Origin of the sequence: Sphingomonas sp., assembly GCF_042096255.1 — a bacterium.
Classification (GTDB): domain Bacteria; phylum Pseudomonadota; class Alphaproteobacteria; order Sphingomonadales; family Sphingomonadaceae; genus Sphingomonas.
This window is the reverse complement of record NZ_JBELLZ010000074.1, coordinates 1-18,001: the sequence shown is the minus strand read 5'-3', so window position 1 is coordinate 18,001 and position 18,001 is coordinate 1. Positions and strand designations below refer to the sequence as shown.

Below are 18,001 nucleotides of genomic sequence, written 5' to 3'. Positions count from 1 at the left end.
GGTGCGCGGCTCGGCGAGGCGACCACCGATGGCTATGCGCTGGTGACGCCCGATCATCCCGGCCAACGGCTGGTTCACGTCCACCCCGATCCGGAGGAGCTTGGCCGCACCTACCGCACCGACCTCGCGATCTGCGCGGGCATGTCCGCGTTCGGGGAGGCACTGATGGCGGTGGACGGGCCGGCGCGCCGGACCGCCGAGGCAGCGCGCGCCGACTATGAGGCGTGGAACGCGCCACAGCCGCGCGACGGCGTCGCGCTCGATCTCGGCCCCTGCGTGGCGGCGATGCGCGAGCGGCTGCCGGCCGAGACGGTGATCTGCAACGGCGCAGGCAATTTCTCTGGCTGGTGGCACCGCTACTGGCGCTATGCCGGCGCGGGGACGCAGCTGGCGCCAACCGCAGGCGCGATGGGCTATGGCGTCCCCGCCGCAGTCGCCGCCGCGCTGCGCCGCCCCGACCGCACCGTGGTCGCACTTGCGGGCGACGGTGATTTCCTGATGAACGGCGAGGAACTCGCCACCGCGGTCCAGTACGGCATCGACCTGCTGGTGATCGTGGTGGACAACGGCGCCTATGGCACGATCCGCATGCACCAGGAGCGCGAATTCCCCGGCCGCACCTCCGCTACCGAGCTGTTCAACCCGGACTTCGCGCTGCTCGGCGAGGCCTATGGTGCCTGGGCGGAGACGGTGACCCGCACCGAGGAATTCGCCCCGGCGCTGGACCGCGCCATGGCCGAGACAGGCGTGCGGCTCCTCCATCTCAGGACCGAGATCGAGGCAATCACGCCCGCGACCACCCTCTCTGCCATCGCCGCGCCACGGACCGCCTGATCCGTTCCACTCGCGGCCAACATCGCTTCACAAAGGGGAGTTACGTCAATGGACTGGATGTTGATGCCGCTGCGCCGCTACGCCGATTTCTCCGGGCGGTCGCGGCGCAAGGAATATTGGATGTTCGCGCTCGGCCAGGCGATCGTGCTGCTGCTGATCACGCTTGTCGCGGTGGTGACCGGCGGCTTCTCCGGTGACGCTGGCGGCATGAGCGTGATCGCGATCGGCTTGTTCCTGATCTATGCGGTCGGCGTCATCGTGCCGTCGCTGGCGGTGCAGGTCCGCCGCTTCCACGATCAGGACAAGTCGGGCTGGTTCCTGCTGCTCAACTTCATCCCCTATGTCGGGGGTCTGATCGTGCTCGTGTTCATGTGCATCGAGGGCACAAAGGGCGAGAACCGCTTCGGTCCCGATCCGAAGGGCGGGGAGCATCTGGGCAAGATCTTCAGCTGAGTTGATGGGCGGCGGGCGCCTGTCGTGCCCGCCGCTCCACCCGGTCAGATGTCGTCGCCCAGCGCGCCCTTTACCTTGCCAGCGAATTGCTGCGCCTTGCCCTTCCCTTCCTGGCCGACGCCTTCGGCCTTCAGTTCGGCATCGCGATCCGCCTCAGCGGCGCTGCGCGGCCGGTCGTGATCGGCGACGGCCTGCTTTGCCTTGCCGATCGCCTCGTTGACATTGCCTTTGATCTTGTCGGTGAGCTCGCCCATCGCAGCCTCCATGATGATGGTGACGAAACGGGTCTGAGCGCCCCGCGGTTCCTATTCGCCGATCCAGGGCGCCTCGCGGAACCACTTGGTCACGATATACTTCACCCCTTCCACCACCGGCGTCCCCTCGTGGAGCGTCTGCGTGTTGGGGCGGCCGTCCGCGGCCATGTTGTTCCACGCCAGCAGCAATCCCTGCCGCGGCCGCACGCGCAGCCCCGCCTGGGGAAACCAGGTCGCGCCGCCCTCGGCCACATCGTTGAGGTAGATCATCGCGGTCCACGTCCGCTGGCCGCCCTTGGCGCTCATCCGCGCCCAATAGCTCTCGCCCTCATGGAAGTAATCGTGATGCGCGCGGAAGCGCTGGCCGGGGGCATAGCGCTGGCCCTGCATCGTCTCGCCCCGCTCGGGCGCGATGCCCAGCAACGCCGCGATCGATTCGTCGATTGGCCGGACCAGGTCGGACCAGCGGTCCATGTCGCAGCTATCGCTGGTGCGGAAGCTCGCATCGCCACTGTCGGACAACAGGGTCGAGGGCCGGCGGTTGGCGTCGATATGCGCGATCAAAGTCTCGCATTGACGCGCATCCAGGAACTGGTCGACGCGGTAGAATTGGATCGCCTCACCGCCAGTGCTGCGCGCGCGCGGATCGGCATCCAGACGGGCGGCGACGCTGCGGCCGATCTCGGCACGCAACGTGGAAGGGCCGCCCGGTTGCTTGGTGGTCAGGGCCATGCGGCGACGCTTGCACGCCGCCCCATGCCCGATGCAACCCCTACCAGAAGATGTCGTGGATCACGTCCACCACTTGACCTGACCGCACGTCGACCAGCACCGCGTCGCCATAATAGCGGACCCAGCGATAAGGGCCCCAGGCCGGCGGCAGGCGATACGCCCAGGGATCGGCGATCCAGTAGCTGGAGGCGAACAGCGAGGCGGCGATGCGCGTGCCGATCCTGAACCGGCGATAACCGTAGTTCCAGCCGCCGGGTGCGTAGTAGCGCGGCAGGCGGAAGGCACCGCGATTGGCGCTGCGGTAGCGCGCCCAGTCATAGCGCCGGTCCTGCCGCCAGCCGCCGTTCCAGCGCTGCCCGGCGTAGCGGTCGCCCCGATCGAAGCGACCGCGATCCCAACCGGCGCGATCGCCGCGCCGGTCGCCGCGATCGAACCCGCCGTTGTTCTCGCGCCGGTCGCCGCGGTCCCAGCCGCCGCGGTCGCCACGGTCACCGCGGCGGTCGTCACCTCGGTCGGGCCGCTGCCAGTTGCGCTGCTGCGGACGCTCCGCGCGCCGCTCGATGCGGTCTCGCCGGCCGTCGCGATCGCCACGATCCTGGGCCATCGCCGTCGCCGGCAGAAGCGCGGTCGCCGCAAGCAGACCCGCCACGATACGCTGGAACATCTGATCCTCCATACCCGCACCGGCCGACGATCCGGCTCTGGCGCGATCCTGCTATCGCTGGAGGGGAAGGAACATCGGCTGAATTCAATCGTCAGCCATCCGAAAGGTTCAAAGCGCGAGTGCCGCCACCAGCGCCTGCACCTTCTTCTGCCGCCATTGCGGCAGCGGCGCGATAAACCAATAGCCGCGACGCGACGGCCGCGCTTGTTCCGTCGCAACGATGCGTCCGCCGGCCAGGTCGCGCGCGGCCAGCAGTTCGGGCACCGTGGCACGACCCAGCCCCTCCGCCGCGGCGTCGATCGCCAGCCCCGCGTCGGCCACCCGGATCGTGGCGCGCTCGTGATCTGGGCACCCCGGCCAGGCGATCGCCGCCTCGGCGCCGCCGCCCGGCCGCTCCACCGTGATCATCCCCGCCGATTCGATCGCCTCGCCTTCATGCCCAAGCGTCCCCTCGCCCCAGTGGATCGCAAGGTCGAGGTTCGCCTCGGTGAAGTCAGGCGCGGTATCCGCGGAGACCAGAGCGAAGCGCAGGTCCGCATCCCTCCGCGCCAATTCGGCCAATCGTGGCATCAGCCACTTCTCCGAAAGATCGCGCGGCGCGGCGATGGTCAGCGACTTGGAGGTCTGCCCCGCCTGCATCGCCCGCACGGCTTCCTCGAACTGGAGGAACCCGTCGCGCAGCGGCGCCAGCCCCGCCTCGCCCTCGGGTGTCAGCTCCAGCCCGCGCGTGGTGCGGCGGAACAGCACCACGCCCAAGGTGTCCTCCAGCGCGCGCACCTGCTGGCCCACCGCGGCCGGCGTGACCGCCAGCTCATCGGCGGCGCGGGTGAACGACAGGTGGCGCGCCGCGGCGTCGAGCACGCGCAACCCGTTGAGCGGCAGGTGCGTCCGCTTCACCGCGTCACACCCCCACCGCGGGCGCGAGCAGGGCGAACTTGGGGATCGCCACATCCAGCCGCGCGCCATCCTCGCCGATCATGCGATAGCTGCCTTGCATCGATCCGGTCGGCGTGGCGAGCGGGCAGCCCGAGACGTAATCGTAGCTGTCGCCTGGCGCGATCACCGGCTTCTCTCCGATCACGCCCTCGCCCTCCACCGAGTGGCGCGCGCCGCGCCCGTCGGTGATCACCCAATGGCGGGTCAGCAGCTGCACCGTCTGCGCGCCGTCATTCTCGATCCGGATGTGATAGGCCCAGAACCATCGGCCGCGTTCGGGCTCCGACTGTTCGGGCAGATAGCTCACCGCCACCCGCACGGTGACCCCATCGGTGGTCACCGCATGGGGAAACAGTTCCTTCACAGGCCCACCGCGGTCAGCGCCCGGTCGAGGTCCTCGATCAGGTCTTGCGGGTCTTCCAGGCCGACGTTGAGCCGCAGCATCCCTTCGCCCACCCCCATTTCGGCGCGCTTCTCGGGCGCCACGGAATGATGCGTGGTGGAGGCGGGATGCGTCATCAGCGAGCGCGAATCGCCGATGTTGTTGCTGATGTCGATCAGCTCCAGCGCATCGAGCAGCGCATGCGCCTGCGTGCGGCCCTCCACCTCAAAGGCGAAGATCGGCCCGGCCGCCTCCATCTGCGACATCGCCAGATTGTGCTGCGGATGGCTCGGCAAGCCGGGATGCAGGATGCGCGGCACGCGGCCCTCGACAAACCGGCCCACCTTCACCGCATTGTCGGATTGGCGGCGGATGCGCAGGTCAAGGGTTTCCAGACCCTTCAGCACCACCCAGGCGTTGAACGGCGACAGCGTAGGCCCGGTGTTGCGGGTGAAGGGCAGCAGGGTGTTGTCGATGAAGTCCTGCGTGCCGCATACCGCGCCGGCGAGCACGCGCCCCTGCCCGTCCATCATCTTGGTGGCGGAGTAAGCGGTGACATCCGCGCCAAAGTCCATCGGCCGCTGGAGCGCCGGGGTGGCGAACGCGTTGTCGACCACGCTGGTGACGCCATTGTCGCGCGCGATGCCGCACACCGCGCGCAGGTCCACCACGTCCATCGTCGGATTGGCAGGCGTCTCGAAGAAGAACACCTTGGTCTCGGGCCGGATCGCATCGGCGAATTGCTGCGGGTCGCGCGCGTCCACCACCGTTGTGGCGATGCCGAAGCGGGGCAGCAGACTGTCGACCAGCCAGCGGCACGATCCGAATGCCGCCCGCCCAGCGACGACATGGTCGCCCTGCGACAGCTGGCACAGCAGCACCGCGGTCATCGCCGCCATGCCGGTGGCCATCGTCCGGCACGCCTCCGCCCCTTCCAGCAGCGCGATGCGATGCTCCAGCATCTCCACCGTGGGGTTCTGGAGGCGCGAATAGGTCATCCCCGTCTGCTCGCCCGCGAACCGCGCGGCGGCATCGCCGGCACGGTCGTAGGAATAGCCCGAGGTGAGGAACAAGGCTTCGGAGGTCTCGCCCCATTCGGACCGCGCGGTGCCGCCGCGGATCGCCTGAGTGGCGGGACGCCAGTTCTGGGTGACGCTGCGGTCCTGGCCGGTACGACGCTTCATGCCTCGCGCTTTGCTACCGTGCAAAGCCGGGCACAACCCCTGCGCGTCCGTCATGCCGGGCTTGTTCCGGCATCCACCGTGCCGCAGAACCGAGCATTGGCGCGGGGCAAAAGGTGGACCCCGGCACAAGGCCGGGGTGACGGGTGGAGAGAACAAGCGTCTGGAAACGCCCGCTGCCGGTCGCCATCCTGATCGGCCTGCTTGCGGAAACGCTGTTCCTGATCCGGCTTGGCGTGCCGAGCATCCCCGTATTCGACGAAACGCACTATTTGCCCGCCGCGCGTGCGCTGCTGGCGCTCGATCACCCGGCGAACACCGAGCATCCCATGCTCGGCAAGATGCTGATCGCCGTGGGCATGAAGCTGTTCGGCGATACGCCGTTCGGCTGGCGCTTCTTCTCCACGCTGGCAGGCACCGCGGTAGTGGTGTCCGGCTTCGCCATCCTCCAGATCGCTTATGGCCGGCTGCGCACCAGCCTCACCGGCGCGGCGCTGCTGCTGCTCGGCTGCACCGTCTATGTCCAAGCGCGGATCGCGATGCTGGACGGGTTCATGGCGGCGTTCGTGATGACGGGCGTGGCGCTGTATCTGCGCGCCTTGCGCCACGGCGGTTGGGGCGCTTGGCTGGGCGCGGCGGCCTGCTTCGGCCTTGCGGTCGGCTGCAAATGGGTGGCGCTGCCCTATGCCGGGCTGGCCGGGGCGGTGTTCCTGTGGCTGAAGTGGGAAGACCGTCGCCGCTTCCCCGGCATCGGCTGGCTCGCCGGCGCCGCGGCGTTCGGGCTGGCCGCCACAGCCGCCTATTTCGTCACCTTCGCTCCCGCCTTCTTCTACGCCAGGGAGCCGCTCACCCTCGCGCGCCTGCTCCCCTTCCAGGCGGAAATGTATCGCCAGCAGACTCAGATTCTTCCGCCGCATACCTATCAATCGGCCTGGTGGACCTGGCCGCTCGACAAGCGCCCGATCTGGTATCTCTACGAGCCCGCGGACGGCGCGCAGCGCGGCATCCTGATGATCGGCAACCCGCTGGTGATGTGGTCCGGCCTCATCGCGGTGATCGCCTGCGGCTGGGCCTGGGTGCAGAGCGGCGATTGCCGCCCACTCGGCCTTGCCCTGTTCTGGGTTTTCTCGCTCGCGATCTGGGCTTTGATCCCCAAGTCACTGGGATTCTATTATTATTACTATCTGTCCAGCATCATCCTCTGCCTCGTGATAGCCGCTGCGATCGACCATTGGCGCGCGCGGCTGAACGGCTGGGACGAGGCGTATCTCGCCGCCTGTGCCGTCGTCTTCCTGTGGTTCTTCCCGATCCTCTCCGCCCAGGCGCTGGCTGCGCCCGACGCGTTCCGCAAATGGACCTGGTTCGACAGCTGGGTCTAGAGCGCCGCCAGCACCGCATCGCCCATCGCCTGCGTCGAACAGTCGCCGCCCAGATCGGCGGTGCGCCGGCCGCTCGCAAGCGCCGCCGCAACCGCCGCCTCCACCCGGTCGGCCGCATCCGCCTCGCCCAGCGAGTGGCGCAACATCATCGCCGCGGACAGGATCGCCGCGCAGGGATTGGCCTTGCCCTGCCCGGCGATGTCGGGGGCGGAACCGTGGATCGGCTCGTACAACCCCTTGCCCGCGCTATCGAGCGAGGCGGAGGGCAAAAGCCCGATCGAGCCGACGCACATCGATGCCTGGTCAGACAGGATGTCGCCGAACAGGTTGCCGGTGACGATGACGTCGAACTGCCCCGGCGCACGCACCAGCTGCATCGCGGCATTGTCGACATACATGTGGGTCAACTCCACGTCGGCATAGTCCGCCGCCACCTCGATCACCACGTCGCGCCATAGCTGCGAGGTTTCCAGCACATTCGCCTTGTCGACCGAGCAAAGCCGCCCGCGCCGCCGCCGCGCCGCCTCGAACCCCGCCACCGCGATCCGCCGCACCTCGCCCTCGTCATACGACATGACGTCATAGCCCTGGCGCAGCCCGGCATCGGTGGTGCGCATGCCCTTCTCGCCGAAATAGACGTCACCGTTGAGCTCGCGCACGATCAGCAAGTCGATCGCGCGCGCCACCTCGGGGCGCAAGGCGGACGCGTCCTCCAGCCCGGCGAACAGCTTGGCCGGCCGCAGGTTGGCGAAGAGGGCGAGCTCCTTGCGCAGCCCCAAGATCGCCTGCTCGGGCCGGAGCGACCGTTCCAGCGCATCGCACGAAGGATCGCCCACCGCACCGAACAGGATCGCATTCGCGCGCCGCGCCAGCTCCAGCGTCTCGGGCGGTAGCGGATGGCCGCATGCGTGATAGGCCGCGCCGCCGACCAGCCCTTCCTCGAACGCCAAGTCCAGCCCCAGAGCGTCGAGCACGCGCCGCGCCTCCGCGGTGACTTCAGGGCCGATGCCGTCGCCGGCGAGGAGCGCAATGAGCTTGGTCATGGCCGCATCCGTTACCGCGCCGTCACGATCACGCAACCGCCCTCTTCAGCCGCTCGACCAGCCGGTCGCGGGCGGCCAGCGGGTTGGCGCGGTGATCGGTGAGGATGTCGCGCTCCAGGAAGCGGCCGGTGATCGCTAGCCCGGCGAACACGTCCGGCCAGTCCGCCGCCGCGCCGCCTTCGCGCAGGAAGGCGGGCAGCGGCAGCAGCCGCGCCTCATAGCCGGCGGCTGCGCTTCGGCTGACGGCGCCGCCGCTGCGGGGCGACACGAAGGCGAGGTCCTCCATCGCGCCGGTGACGATGCAGCTGTGGAGATCGAGCCCGAAGCCCAGCTCCGCCAGCAGCAGCAGTTCGTAACGCGCGAAGGATCCCGCCCAGTCGCGTGCCACCGCCCCCGCCTCGATCGCGTCGAGCACGCCTGCCAGCCCGTCGTAAAGGTGCGGATAGGCCTGCGCCTCGGGCAGCGCCGCCGCGGTGAGCGCGGTGAGCCAGTCCAGCGCCGCGGCGGCGAGCGGCTCGGCGTGAAGCGGGCCGCGGCTGTGGGTCAGTTCGACGGTCAGCTGCGCGAGTTGGTCATCGGTGCGCGCCCGCCAGGTCGCCGTTACCAGATTGGCCGGTTGGAGCGCCGGGCGCAGCCGCCGCGATCGGCCGCCGCGCACGAAGCCGGGGCGCAGGCCGTGATCGCGCGTCAGCGCGCGGACCAGCGCGTCATTCTCGCCATAGCCGCGGACCGAAAGGATGATCGCCTCGGCCTCGATCAGCATCGGCGATCAGACCTTGTCGATCACCGCGGCGGTCATGCGGGACAGGCAGATCAGCTTGCCCGCGTCATCTTCGATCCGGATCGTCCAGACCTGCGTGGTGCGGCCCAGCGCCTCCGCCTTGGCCGTCGCATGGACGTGGCCCGCCATCACCGGGCGCAAGTGGTTGGCGTTGATCTCCAGCCCCACCGCCACCTTCTCGGGCGACAGCGCCATGCTCGCCGCGACCGAGGCCACCGTCTCGGCCAGCACCACGCTGGCGCCGCCGTGGAGCCGCCCAAACGGCTGGTGCGTCCGCGAGTCCACCGGCATCGAGGCGCGCATCCAATCGTCGCCGAAGCCGGTGAACGCGATGCCGACCAGCCCCGGCAGCGCATGCGCGCCCAACGCGGTCAACTGGTCGAGGTCGAACGCCTGCTTCCACACTGCCATCAATAGGCCCTTCCGATCAGCACCCGCTCCATCGCGGGTTCGCCGGTGAAAATGCACGGGTCGCCCGGATGCCCGGTCTGGCCCAGCGGCGCGTTGCGGATGGTCAGCTTGAGCGCCTTGAGCCGCTCGACCACGGCGTCAAGCGCCGCGCCGGTCGGCCGCGACCAGGCGACATCGGCCCAGCCGGGTTTCTCCACCGCTTCGGCAAACATCGCTGCCAAGTCATTCCATTCGTTCACCGGCCGGATGCCCGCGGTCAGCCGCGCCTTGGCCTCGTCGAACAGGCCCTGCTGGATCTCGGCCAGCGTCTCTGCAACGCCTGCGACGAAATCGTCCTTCGCCACCACCGCGCTGTCGAGCTTGCCGTCTGCCCGGTACAGCCGGTCGCGCCGGATCACCGAGACGTTACCGCCCGCCATGTCGCGCCCGCCCACCTCCAGGATCAGCGGCGCACCCTTCTTCACCCAGCCCCAGCGCTTGGTCGCCGCCTTGGCAGGCTTGAGGTCGAGCAGCGCACGCACCGGCTCGCCGAACGCGGACTGCGCGGCAAGTTCCTTCTGCAAAGCCTTACAATAGATGACAATTGTCTCGTCCTCGGGCGCATCGCGCAACATCGGCACGATCACCACCTGCCAGGGCGCGATCCGCGGCGGCGCGCGCAGGCCGTCGTCGTCGCCATGGACCATGATGACGCCGCCGATCATTCGGGTGGAGACGCCCCAGCTGGTGGTGTTGGCATATTCCAGCTGCCCCTCCGCATTCTGGAAGCGGATGTTCTGGGCGTGGGCGAAGTTCGTGCCCAGGAAGTGCGAGGTTCCCGCCTGCAACGCCTTGCCATCCTGCATCATCGCCTCGATGCTGAACGTCGCCACCGCCCCCGGAAACCGCTCGTTCTCCGGCTTCTCTCCCGCGATCACCGGCAGCGCCAGGCAGTCCTCGGCAAAGGCGCGATATTCCTCCAGCATACGCAGCGTCTCCTCGCGGGCCTCCTCCGCCGTCGCGTGGGCGGTGTGGCCCTCCTGCCAGAGGAATTCGGCGGTGCGCAGGAACATGCGGGTGCGCATCTCCCAGCGGACGACATTGGCCCATTGGTTGATCAGTACGGGCAGGTCGCGCCAGCTCTGCACCCAGCGCGCGAAGGCGGTGCCGATCACCGTCTCGCTGGTCGGGCGGACGACCAGCGGCTCCTCCAGCTTCGCCTCGGGATCGGGGGTCAGCCCGCCCTTCCCGTCGGCGATCAGCCGGTGGTGGGTGACCACCGCCATCTCCTTGGCGAAACCCTCGACGTGCTCGGCCTCCTTCTCGAAGTAGGAGAGCGGGATGAACAGCGGGAAGTAGCAATTCTCGTGGCCGGTCGCCTTGATCCGGTCGTCCAGCAGCCGCTGCATGCGCTCCCACATGCCATAGCCCCATGGCCGAATGACCATGCAACCGCGCACGCCACTCTCCTCGGCCATGTCGGCCTCGGTGATGACGGATTGATACCAGGCGGCGAAATCGTCGCGGGAGACGGGCAGGGCATGCTTCATGGCCGGTGGCGATAACGACCAGTTTCGCGCCCGTCACCTCTTGTCCGCGGCCTTGCCGGGTGGCTACGCGGCGAGCAATGGCGACATCGGACAACATCCTGCGGGCGATCGGATTGCGCCTTGCTTCCGTTGCTCTATTCGGAGTGATGAACGTGCTGATCAAGCTGGCGGAAGCGGGCGGGGCCGCGCTGCCGGAGATCCTGTTCTGGCGACAGTTCGGGGCAAGCTGGTTGGTGATCGGCGTGGTGCTCGCCGGGCCGGGCCTCGCCAGCCTGCGCACCGCCCGCTTCGGCGCCCATGTCGGCCGCGCGGCGGTGGGGCTGGTGTCGATGGGGTGCACCTTCACCGCGCTGATCCTGCTGCCGCTCGCCGAGGCGACCACGCTCGGCTTCTCCATGCCGATCTTTGCCACCATTCTGGGGGCGCTGGTGCTGGGTGAGCCGACCGGGTGGCGGCGCTGGGCGGCGGTGCTGGTGGGCTTTGCCGGCGTGCTGATCGTCGCGCAGCCGGGCAGCGGCCACTTCCCGCTCGCCGGCGCCGTCTTTGGCATCGCGGCGGCGATACTGGTCGCCACCGTCTCGATCCTGCTGCGCCAGATCGGGCGGACCGAGGCTCCGCTCACCACCGTCTTCTGGTTCTCGGTGCTGTCGCTGCCTCCGCTCGGCCTGCTCTACGCCTTCTACGCGCAGGAGCACCCGCCGACGGTCTGGCTGCTCCTAGTCGGCCTCGGGCTGGCCGGGGGCGCGGGGCAGATCGTGATGACCAGCTCGCTCCGCCTCGGCAGCGTATCCGCGGTGGTGCCGATGGACTATACCGCGCTGATCTGGGCCACCCTGTTCGGCTGGCTGGCGTTCGACCACCTGCCGACGCGCGCCACCTGGATCGGCGCGGCGGTGATTGTGGCGAGCGGCCTTTACATCGTCTGGCGCGAACACCTGCGCCGCCAGGAGGAGACACGGCAGGCGCTAGGGGCGCCGGTGGACTGACCTTGCTGGCGAGCGAGGCATCAGCCACCGTCCGGCCATGTCGTCCCTCCTCCTCGCCGCCGCCCCGATTGCCCTGGTCACCGCTGCGCCGCCAGTGCAGGCCCCCGCCGACACCGCCTTCCGCGCGATCTGGACCGAGGAATGGGAATGGCGGAAGCAGGAACGGATCGACGATGGCGATCCGAACGAAGTCTCGCCCCACCTGCCGGACATCTCTCCCGCCGCGCACGCGCGCCGTGCCACCAAGTGGCAGGAGACGCTCCGCCGCCTCGACGCGATCGACCCTATGCGCCTCTCGCCCGAAGTGCGGATCGACTATCAGGTCTATCGCCAGCAGGTCGCCGCCAACCTGGACGACGAGCGGTTCCGCGAATGGGAGAAGCCGGTCAACGGCGACAGCGCCTTTTGGTCGGACCTGCAATATGCCGCACGCGGCGATTTCGCCAATGGAGAGCGGGACTATCGCAACTACCTGAGCCTTCTTGCCGACTTCCCGCGCTACTTCGACCAGCAAGCCGCGGCGATGCAGGCCGGTCTCGCCCGCGGCTTCACCCCACCCGCGATTGTCATGCAGGGCCGTGACGCACCCATCGCGCAGGTAGCGGACGCCGCCTCGCCCGAGAAGACGCCCTATTGGGAGCCGTTCACCAAGCTGCCCGCCACCATGGCGCCGGCGACCAAAGCGGCGCTCCAGGCCGAGGCGCGGGCGGTGATCGGCGATAAGGTGATCCCCGCCTATCGCAAGCTCCTCGGCTTTGTCCGCGACACCTACTTCCCAGGCCTGCGCAAGGAACTCGCCGCCACCACGCTGCCGGACGGGCCCGCTTACTATCAGAGCCGCATCCGCGCCTTCACCACGCTGGACATGAGCGCCGAGCAGATCCACACGCTCGGCCTTGCCGAAATGGCGAAAATCCGCGGCGAGATGGAAGCGATCCGCAAAGAGGTAAAGTTCGCGGGCGACCTCCCCGCCCTCCTCACCTTCCTGCGCACCGACAAGCAATTCTACGCCGCCACGCCAGACCAGTTGCTCAAGGAAGCGGCATGGATGGCCAAGCGCTTCGACGGCATGGCGGCGAAATGGTTCGGCCGCCTTCCACGCCAGCGCTTCGCCATCGTGCCGGTGCCGCCGGAGATCGCACCGTTCTACACCGCCGGGCGCGGCGGGCCGGGCGTGTATCTGGTCAACACCTACGACCTTCCCTCGCGCCCCTTGTTTCAGCTGCCTGCGCTGACCCTGCACGAGAGCGCGCCGGGCCACGCCTTCCAGATCCCGCTTGCCAGCGAGAACACCGACCTGCCGCCGTTCCGCCGCAATAGCTACATCTCCGCCTATGGCGAGGGCTGGGCGCTCTATTGCGAGCGGCTGGGCGACGAGATGGGCTTCTACCAGACGCCCTACGAGCGGTTCGGCATGCTCTCCTACCAGGCCTGGCGGGCGGCGCGGCTGGTGGTGGACACCGGCGTCCACGCCAAGGGCTGGAGCCGCGAACAGGCGCAAGCCTACCTGCGCGACAACACCGCCCTCTCCGAGCAGGAGGTGAAGACCGAGGTGGACCGCTACATCGGCTGGCCCGGCCAGGCGCTGTCCTATTACCTCGGCCAGCTCACCATCCAGCGCGCCCGCGCCAAGGCGGAGGCGGCGCTGGGCACCAGGTTCGACGTGCGCGCTTTCCACGATACGGTGCTCAGCCTCGGCAGCGTGCCGATGCCGGTGCTGGAGGCGCGGATCGACCGGTTTATCGCGGAGGGCGGCCCTTCGCCCTACCGGAACGAGTAACCCTGCCTCAGCTATTCCGCCGCCTGCCCCATCGTGTCCCGCTTCCACACCAGCCGCGGCTTCCTTGCCGCCAGCGTCTCGTCGAGCCGCGCACGCGGGGCGTAGTGCGGGGCGGACTTGAGCGTCGCATCGCCCGCCTTCGCCCGCTCCGCCACGGAGCGGAGCGCGCCGATGAACTGGTCCAGCGCCGCCTTCGACTCGGTCTCGGTCGGCTCGACCAGCATCGCGCCGTGCACCACCAGCGGGAAATAGACCGTCATCGGGTGGAAGCCCTCGTCGATCAGCCCCTTGGCGACGTCCAGCGTGGAGAAGCCCTGCGGGAAACCCTCGTCCGAGAACAAGGCCTCATGCATGCACGGCCCGCTTGGGCCGAAGGGCGCATCCAGCACGTCCTCCAGCGAGCGCAGCACGTAATTCGCGTTGAGCACCGCATCCTCGGCGACTTGCTTCAGACCGTCCGCGCCATGGCTGAGGATGTAGGTCAAGGCCCGTGTGAACATGCCCATCTGGCCGTGGAAGGCGGTCATCCGGCCGAAGCTGTCGGGATGGTCGTCGCCGACGCTCTCTTCCTCGATCAGGCGGATGTGCCCGTCCTCGTAGCGCGCGGTGAACGGCAGTGGGCCGAACGGCGACAGCGCCTCGGACAGCACCACCGGGCCCGAGCCCGGCCCGCCACCGCCGTGCGGGGTGGAGAAGGTCTTGTGCAGGTTGATGTGCATCGCATCGACGCCGAGGTCGCCGGGGCGGACCCGGCCGACGATCGCGTTGAAGTTGGCCCCGTCGCAATAGACGTAGCCGCCCGCCGCATGCACCGCGTCCGAGATCGCCTTCATGTCGCGCTCGAACAGGCCGCAGGTGTTGGGGTTGGTGATCATCACCGCGGCGACGTCCGGCCCGAGCCGGGCCTTGAGCGCGTCGAGGTCGACGCGGCCTTCGACAGTAGCGGGAATGTCCTCCACGGTGAAGCCGGCAAAGGCGGCGGTGGCGGGATTGGTGCCGTGCGCCGATTCGGGGACCAGGATCACCTTGCGATGCCCTTGCCCACGCTTCTCCAGCGCCGCCTTGATGCACAGGATGCCGCACAGCTCGCCGTGCGCGCCCGCCTTGGGGCTCATCGCGACGCCGTGCATGCCGGTCAGGTCGATCAGCCAGAAGGCGAGCTCGTTGATCACGCCCAGCGCGCCCTGCACGGTATCGACCGGCTGGAGCGGGTGGACGTCGGCGAAACCGGGCAGCCGCGCCATCCGCTCGTTGAGGCGCGGGTTGTGCTTCATCGTGCAGCTGCCGAGCGGGAACAGACCAAGATCGATGGCGTAGTTCTGGCGGCTGAGCCGGGTGTAGTGGCGCACCGTCTCGGGCTCGGACAGCCCGGGCAGGCCGATCGGCGCCTTGCGGGTGAGCCCGCCGAGGCGGTCGCCAGCGACATCGCCCTCGGCGAAGTCGACGCCGGTGGTCTTGTCGTCGCCGATCTCGAAGATCAGCGGCTCTTCCAGCATCAGCGCGCGATTGCCGGTGAAGGTGGCGGGCGCCTCATGGTCGCGCTTGGTCATTTCGGGGCGCCAGCCGCTCTGGTTCGGTGCCATGTCAGGCTGCTCCGAGCATGATTGAAGGGGAGACAAATTGAGACGGTTGAGGCGCAGACGCGGTTCTCAACGGGCCGGACTGGGGAGCTTGGCGGCGGAAGCTGTTCATGCGGATGTTGAGCCACAGAAAGTCCAACATTTGAAGCAGGTTGCTCATGCCAGCGCCTCCTCCAGTGCCGTCGCCAGCGCCTCGACATCGTCCTGTGTCGTCGTCTCGGTCACCGCGACCACCAGCCCGTTCTCGCGCCCGTCGCCATCGGGATAGAGCTTGCCGAGCGACACGCCCGCCAGAATGTCGTGCTGCGCCAGGTCACGCACGATCGGCCGGGTCTCGCGGCCGAGATCGAGCGTGAACTCGTTGAAGAAGCTGTCATTGACCAGCCGCACGCCCGGCACCTGCGCCAGCCGCTCTGCCGCCCGGCAGGCACCGGCGTGGTTGACGCCAGCCAGCCTGCGCAACCCAGCTTCGCCAAGCAGGGTCATGTGAATCGAGAAGGCCAGGGCGCAAAGCCCTGAATTGGTGCAGATGTTGCTGGTCGCCTTCTCGCGGCGGATGTGCTGCTCGCGGGTGGAGAGGGTCAGCACGAAGCCGCGGCGGCCATCCGCATCCACCGTCTCGCCGCAGAGGCGGCCGGGCATCTGGCGCACGTATTTCTCCTTGCAGCCGAACAGCCCGACGTAAGGACCACCGAACTGGAGGCCGACGCCGAGCGACTGGCCCTCGCCAACGACGATATCGGCGTCCATCTCGCCCGGCGAGACCAAGGCGCCCATCGCCACCGGCTCGGTGACGACCGCGATCAGCAGCGCCTTCTTCGCGTGGCAGGCGTCGGCGAGCGGGCGCAGGTCGGCGATGCGGCCGAGGATGTCGGGATATTGGACGACGACGCAGCTGGTGTCGTCGTCGATCGCCGCGATCAGCGCATCGACGTCGGTCACGGCGGTCAGCGTCGGCAGCGCCGTCTCCAGCGTATCGCCGGTATATTTCGCCATCGTCTTCGCCACCGAGACGTAGTGCGGGTGCAGGCCGCTCGACAGGATCGCCTTCGCGCGCTTCGTGATCCGCCGCGCCATCGTCACCGCTTCCCAGCAGGCGGTGGAACCGTCGTACATGCTGGCGTTCGCCACATCGGTGCCGAGCAGGCGCGCGACCTGGGACTGGAACTCGAACAGCATCTGCAGCGTGCCCTGCGCGATCTCGGGCTGATAGGGCGTATAGGCGGTGAGGAACTCGCCGCGCTGGATCAGGTGATCGACGCTGGCGGGCACGTGGTGGCGATAGGCGCCGCAGCCGAGGAAGAAGGGCACCTCGCCCGCGACAATGTTCTTGCGGGCGAGCCTGGTCATGTGGCGCTCGACCGCCAGTTCGCTGGCATGGAGCGGCAGGCCTTTGATCGGGCCGCTGAGCCGCGCCGCCTCGGGCACGTCGACGAACAGGTCGTCGATCGAGTGGACACCGATGGTGGCGAGCATCGCCTCGCGATCATGGCCGGTGAGGGGAAGGTAACGCATGGGGAGCAACTCCCCCCCTCCCTTTGAGGGAGGGGGCAGGGGGTGGGTAGCGTCTTGGGGTGTACGGAGGGCTTAGCGCCCGCTGCGCCGTAGCGCGAGCACTCCACCCAACCCCAGCCCCTCCCTTCCAGGGAGGGGAGTTCACATCACAGTCTCGCGACAAACGCCTTGTACGCGTCCTCATCCATCAGCGCATCGAGCTCGCCCGCATCCGCCAGCGTCAGGCGGAAGAACCAGCCCTCGCCCTCCGGATCGCTGTTCACCAGCGCCGGCTCGTCGGCGAGCGCGGGATTGCCCTCGGTCACGCTGCCGGACACGGGCGCATAGACGTCGCTCGCCGCCTTGACGCTCTCGACGACTGCGGCATCGTCGCCCTTTTCCAGCTTCTTGCCCGCCTCGGGCACGTCGACGAACACGATGTCGCCGAGCTGCCCTTGCGCATAGTCGCTGATCCCGACCGTCCCGGTCTGCCCATCGACGTCGATCCATTCGTGCTCGGTGGTGAAATAGCGGGGCATGGCTCAGGCTCCACGATGATAGCGGTGGGGGACGAAGGGCATCGGCGTCACCTCCGCCCAGTGATGCTTGCCGCGCTGGCACAGGCGCAGGCGGGTGCCCGGCGTGGCGAGGTCGCGCGGAACATAGGCCATGGCGATCGGCGCGCCGACGCTGGGCGCGAAGCCGCCGGAAGTGACGCGGCCGATCTCGTGATCGCGCTCGTCCACCACCGTCGCGCCCTCGCGCACCGGCTGGCGGCCCTCGACCTTGAGGCCGACGCGCTTCGTTGGCGCGCCGTTGGCCCGCTCGCCGAGGATGCGCTCGGCACCGGGAAAGTCGCCCGCCTCGCGCCGCCGCTTCGACAGAGCGAAGCCCAAGTCGGCGGCGATCGGCGTCGTCTCAGGGGACAAGTCATGGCCGTAGAGCGGCAGACCCGCCTCCAGCCGCAGCGAATCGCGTGCGCCAAGGCCGATCGCGCCCACCTCGGCTTGCTCCAGCAGCAGATCGGCGAATGCTTCCGCCACTTCGGCGGGGATCGAGATTTCGAAGCCGTCCTCGCCGGTATAGCCCGAGCGACTGATCCACAGATTGTGGTGCTGCCAGTCGAACGAATCGGCTTGCATGAACACCAGCGCTTCGACGCCCGGCACCAGCCGCGACAGCACGTCCGCCGCCTTGGGCCCCTGCAGCGCGAGCAAGGCATGCTCGTCCATCAGGTTCAGCGTCACGTCGTCGGGCAGATGCTCGATGAGGTGCGCGATGTCGTCGTACTTGGTCGCCCCGTTGACGACGATATACGTCTCCTCGTCCGCCCGGCGCGTCAGCATGAGGTCGTCGAGGATGCCGCCATTCCCGTCCAGCAGCAGCGAATAGCGCGCCTGGTTCATCTTCAGGCCGCTGATGTCGGCGGGCAGCAGCGCCTCCAGCGCCGCAACGGAGCCCGGCCCGCTCACCAGCAGCTGGCCCATGTGGCTGACGTCGAACAGGCCGGCATGCTCGCGCACCCAGAGATGCTCGGCCATGATGCCTTCATACTGGACGGGCATCCAATAGCCGGCGAACT

Annotated in this window: 20 protein-coding genes; 5 read left to right on the top strand and 15 right to left on the bottom strand. The window is 68.6% G+C overall.

Annotation, left to right across the window (positions count from 1 at the left end; all coding sequences use genetic code 11):
- Window positions 1-834: thiamine pyrophosphate-dependent enzyme (locus ACFDTH_RS13355; protein ID WP_375288033.1), on the top strand; the 834-nt coding region annotated here is incomplete at its 5' end.
- Window positions 835-882: 48 nt separating this feature from the next.
- Window positions 883-1,287, top strand: coding sequence for a DUF805 domain-containing protein (locus ACFDTH_RS13350; protein ID WP_375288032.1), 405 nt, complete (start codon window positions 883-885; stop codon window positions 1,285-1,287).
- 44 nt (window positions 1,288-1,331) lie between these two features.
- On the opposite strand, the gene ACFDTH_RS13345 is transcribed toward ACFDTH_RS13350, so the two are convergent.
- From ACFDTH_RS13345 to ACFDTH_RS13320, 6 genes are all read right to left on the bottom strand, one after another.
- Entirely contained in the window at window positions 1,332-1,541 is a 210-nt protein-coding gene (locus ACFDTH_RS13345; RefSeq protein WP_375288031.1) for a CsbD family protein, read from the bottom strand.
- Between the two features lie 51 nt (window positions 1,542-1,592).
- Window positions 1,593-2,273 (bottom strand): prolyl hydroxylase family protein, encoded by a 681-nt coding sequence (locus tag ACFDTH_RS13340; protein ID WP_375288030.1) that lies wholly within the window; start codon window positions 2,271-2,273, stop codon window positions 1,593-1,595.
- A 40-nt stretch (window positions 2,274-2,313) separates the two neighbouring features.
- Complete coding sequence (locus ACFDTH_RS13335) at window positions 2,314-2,937, bottom strand: RcnB family protein (RefSeq protein WP_375288029.1); 624 nt, start codon at window positions 2,935-2,937, stop codon at window positions 2,314-2,316.
- A 108-nt stretch (window positions 2,938-3,045) separates the two neighbouring features.
- Window positions 3,046-3,834, bottom strand: a complete 789-nt coding sequence (locus tag ACFDTH_RS13330) for a LysR family transcriptional regulator (RefSeq protein ID WP_375288028.1) — start codon at window positions 3,832-3,834, stop codon at window positions 3,046-3,048.
- A 4-nt stretch (window positions 3,835-3,838) separates the two neighbouring features.
- The gene (apaG, locus tag ACFDTH_RS13325; protein ID WP_375288027.1) at window positions 3,839-4,237 is read right to left on the bottom strand and encodes a Co2+/Mg2+ efflux protein ApaG; all 399 of its coding nucleotides are present in this window, start codon (window positions 4,235-4,237) and stop codon (window positions 3,839-3,841) included.
- Window positions 4,234-5,439, bottom strand: coding sequence for a trans-sulfuration enzyme family protein (locus tag ACFDTH_RS13320; protein ID WP_375288026.1), 1,206 nt, complete (start codon window positions 5,437-5,439; stop codon window positions 4,234-4,236). The genes apaG and ACFDTH_RS13320 overlap by 4 nt, the downstream gene beginning before the upstream one ends.
- A gap of 143 nt (window positions 5,440-5,582) precedes the next feature.
- On the opposite strand from ACFDTH_RS13320, the gene ACFDTH_RS13315 reads away from it, so the two are divergent.
- On the top strand, window positions 5,583-6,815 hold the full coding sequence (locus tag ACFDTH_RS13315; RefSeq protein ID WP_375288025.1) for a glycosyltransferase family 39 protein: 1,233 nt from the start codon (window positions 5,583-5,585) through the stop codon (window positions 6,813-6,815).
- On the opposite strand, the gene leuB is transcribed toward ACFDTH_RS13315, so the two are convergent.
- The 4 genes from leuB to ACFDTH_RS13295 are packed head-to-tail and all read right to left on the bottom strand — an operon-like array spanning window position 6,812 to window position 10,579.
- Window positions 6,812-7,858 carry a 3-isopropylmalate dehydrogenase gene (gene leuB / locus ACFDTH_RS13310; RefSeq protein ID WP_375288024.1) on the bottom strand — a complete coding sequence of 349 codons (1,047 nt, stop codon included), beginning with the start codon at window positions 7,856-7,858 and terminating at the stop codon, window positions 6,812-6,814. The genes ACFDTH_RS13315 and leuB overlap by 4 nt on opposite strands.
- A gap of 28 nt (window positions 7,859-7,886) precedes the next feature.
- Window positions 7,887-8,621: a DNA repair protein RecO gene (gene recO, locus ACFDTH_RS13305; RefSeq protein ID WP_375288023.1), complete on the bottom strand. Its 735-nt coding sequence runs from the start codon at window positions 8,619-8,621 to the stop codon at window positions 7,887-7,889.
- 6 nt (window positions 8,622-8,627) lie between these two features.
- Window positions 8,628-9,050 carry a hotdog fold thioesterase gene (locus ACFDTH_RS13300; RefSeq protein WP_375288022.1) on the bottom strand — a complete coding sequence of 141 codons (423 nt, stop codon included), beginning with the start codon at window positions 9,048-9,050 and terminating at the stop codon, window positions 8,628-8,630.
- Window positions 9,050-10,579 (bottom strand): aminoacyl--tRNA ligase-related protein, encoded by a 1,530-nt coding sequence (locus tag ACFDTH_RS13295; RefSeq protein WP_375288021.1) that lies wholly within the window; start codon window positions 10,577-10,579, stop codon window positions 9,050-9,052. The genes ACFDTH_RS13300 and ACFDTH_RS13295 overlap by 1 nt, the downstream gene beginning before the upstream one ends.
- A 77-nt stretch (window positions 10,580-10,656) precedes the next feature.
- On the opposite strand from ACFDTH_RS13295, the gene ACFDTH_RS13290 reads away from it, so the two are divergent.
- Window positions 10,657-11,565 carry a DMT family transporter gene (locus tag ACFDTH_RS13290; protein ID WP_375288020.1) on the top strand — a complete coding sequence of 303 codons (909 nt, stop codon included), beginning with the start codon at window positions 10,657-10,659 and terminating at the stop codon, window positions 11,563-11,565.
- A gap of 37 nt (window positions 11,566-11,602) precedes the next feature.
- The gene (locus tag ACFDTH_RS13285; RefSeq protein WP_375288019.1) at window positions 11,603-13,345 is read left to right on the top strand and encodes a DUF885 family protein; all 1,743 of its coding nucleotides are present in this window, start codon (window positions 11,603-11,605) and stop codon (window positions 13,343-13,345) included.
- 11 nt (window positions 13,346-13,356) lie between these two features.
- On the opposite strand, the gene gcvPB is transcribed toward ACFDTH_RS13285, so the two are convergent.
- The 5 genes from gcvPB to gcvT all read right to left on the bottom strand — a co-directional run.
- Window positions 13,357-14,928: an aminomethyl-transferring glycine dehydrogenase subunit GcvPB gene (gcvPB, locus tag ACFDTH_RS13280; RefSeq protein ID WP_375288018.1), complete on the bottom strand. Its 1,572-nt coding sequence runs from the start codon at window positions 14,926-14,928 to the stop codon at window positions 13,357-13,359.
- A gap of 1 nt (window position 14,929) precedes the next feature.
- The gene (locus tag ACFDTH_RS13275; RefSeq protein WP_375288017.1) at window positions 14,930-15,085 is read right to left on the bottom strand and encodes a hypothetical protein; all 156 of its coding nucleotides are present in this window, start codon (window positions 15,083-15,085) and stop codon (window positions 14,930-14,932) included.
- On the bottom strand, window positions 15,082-16,440 hold the full coding sequence (gene gcvPA / locus ACFDTH_RS13270) for an aminomethyl-transferring glycine dehydrogenase subunit GcvPA (RefSeq protein WP_375288016.1): 1,359 nt from the start codon (window positions 16,438-16,440) through the stop codon (window positions 15,082-15,084). The genes ACFDTH_RS13275 and gcvPA overlap by 4 nt, the downstream gene beginning before the upstream one ends.
- A 146-nt stretch (window positions 16,441-16,586) precedes the next feature.
- On the bottom strand, window positions 16,587-16,958 hold the full coding sequence (gcvH, locus tag ACFDTH_RS13265; RefSeq protein ID WP_375288015.1) for a glycine cleavage system protein GcvH: 372 nt from the start codon (window positions 16,956-16,958) through the stop codon (window positions 16,587-16,589).
- 3 nt (window positions 16,959-16,961) lie between these two features.
- Window positions 16,962-18,001, bottom strand: a 1,040-nt coding sequence (gene gcvT, locus ACFDTH_RS13260) for a glycine cleavage system aminomethyltransferase GcvT (protein WP_375288014.1), incomplete at its 5' end; no start/stop codon positions are given.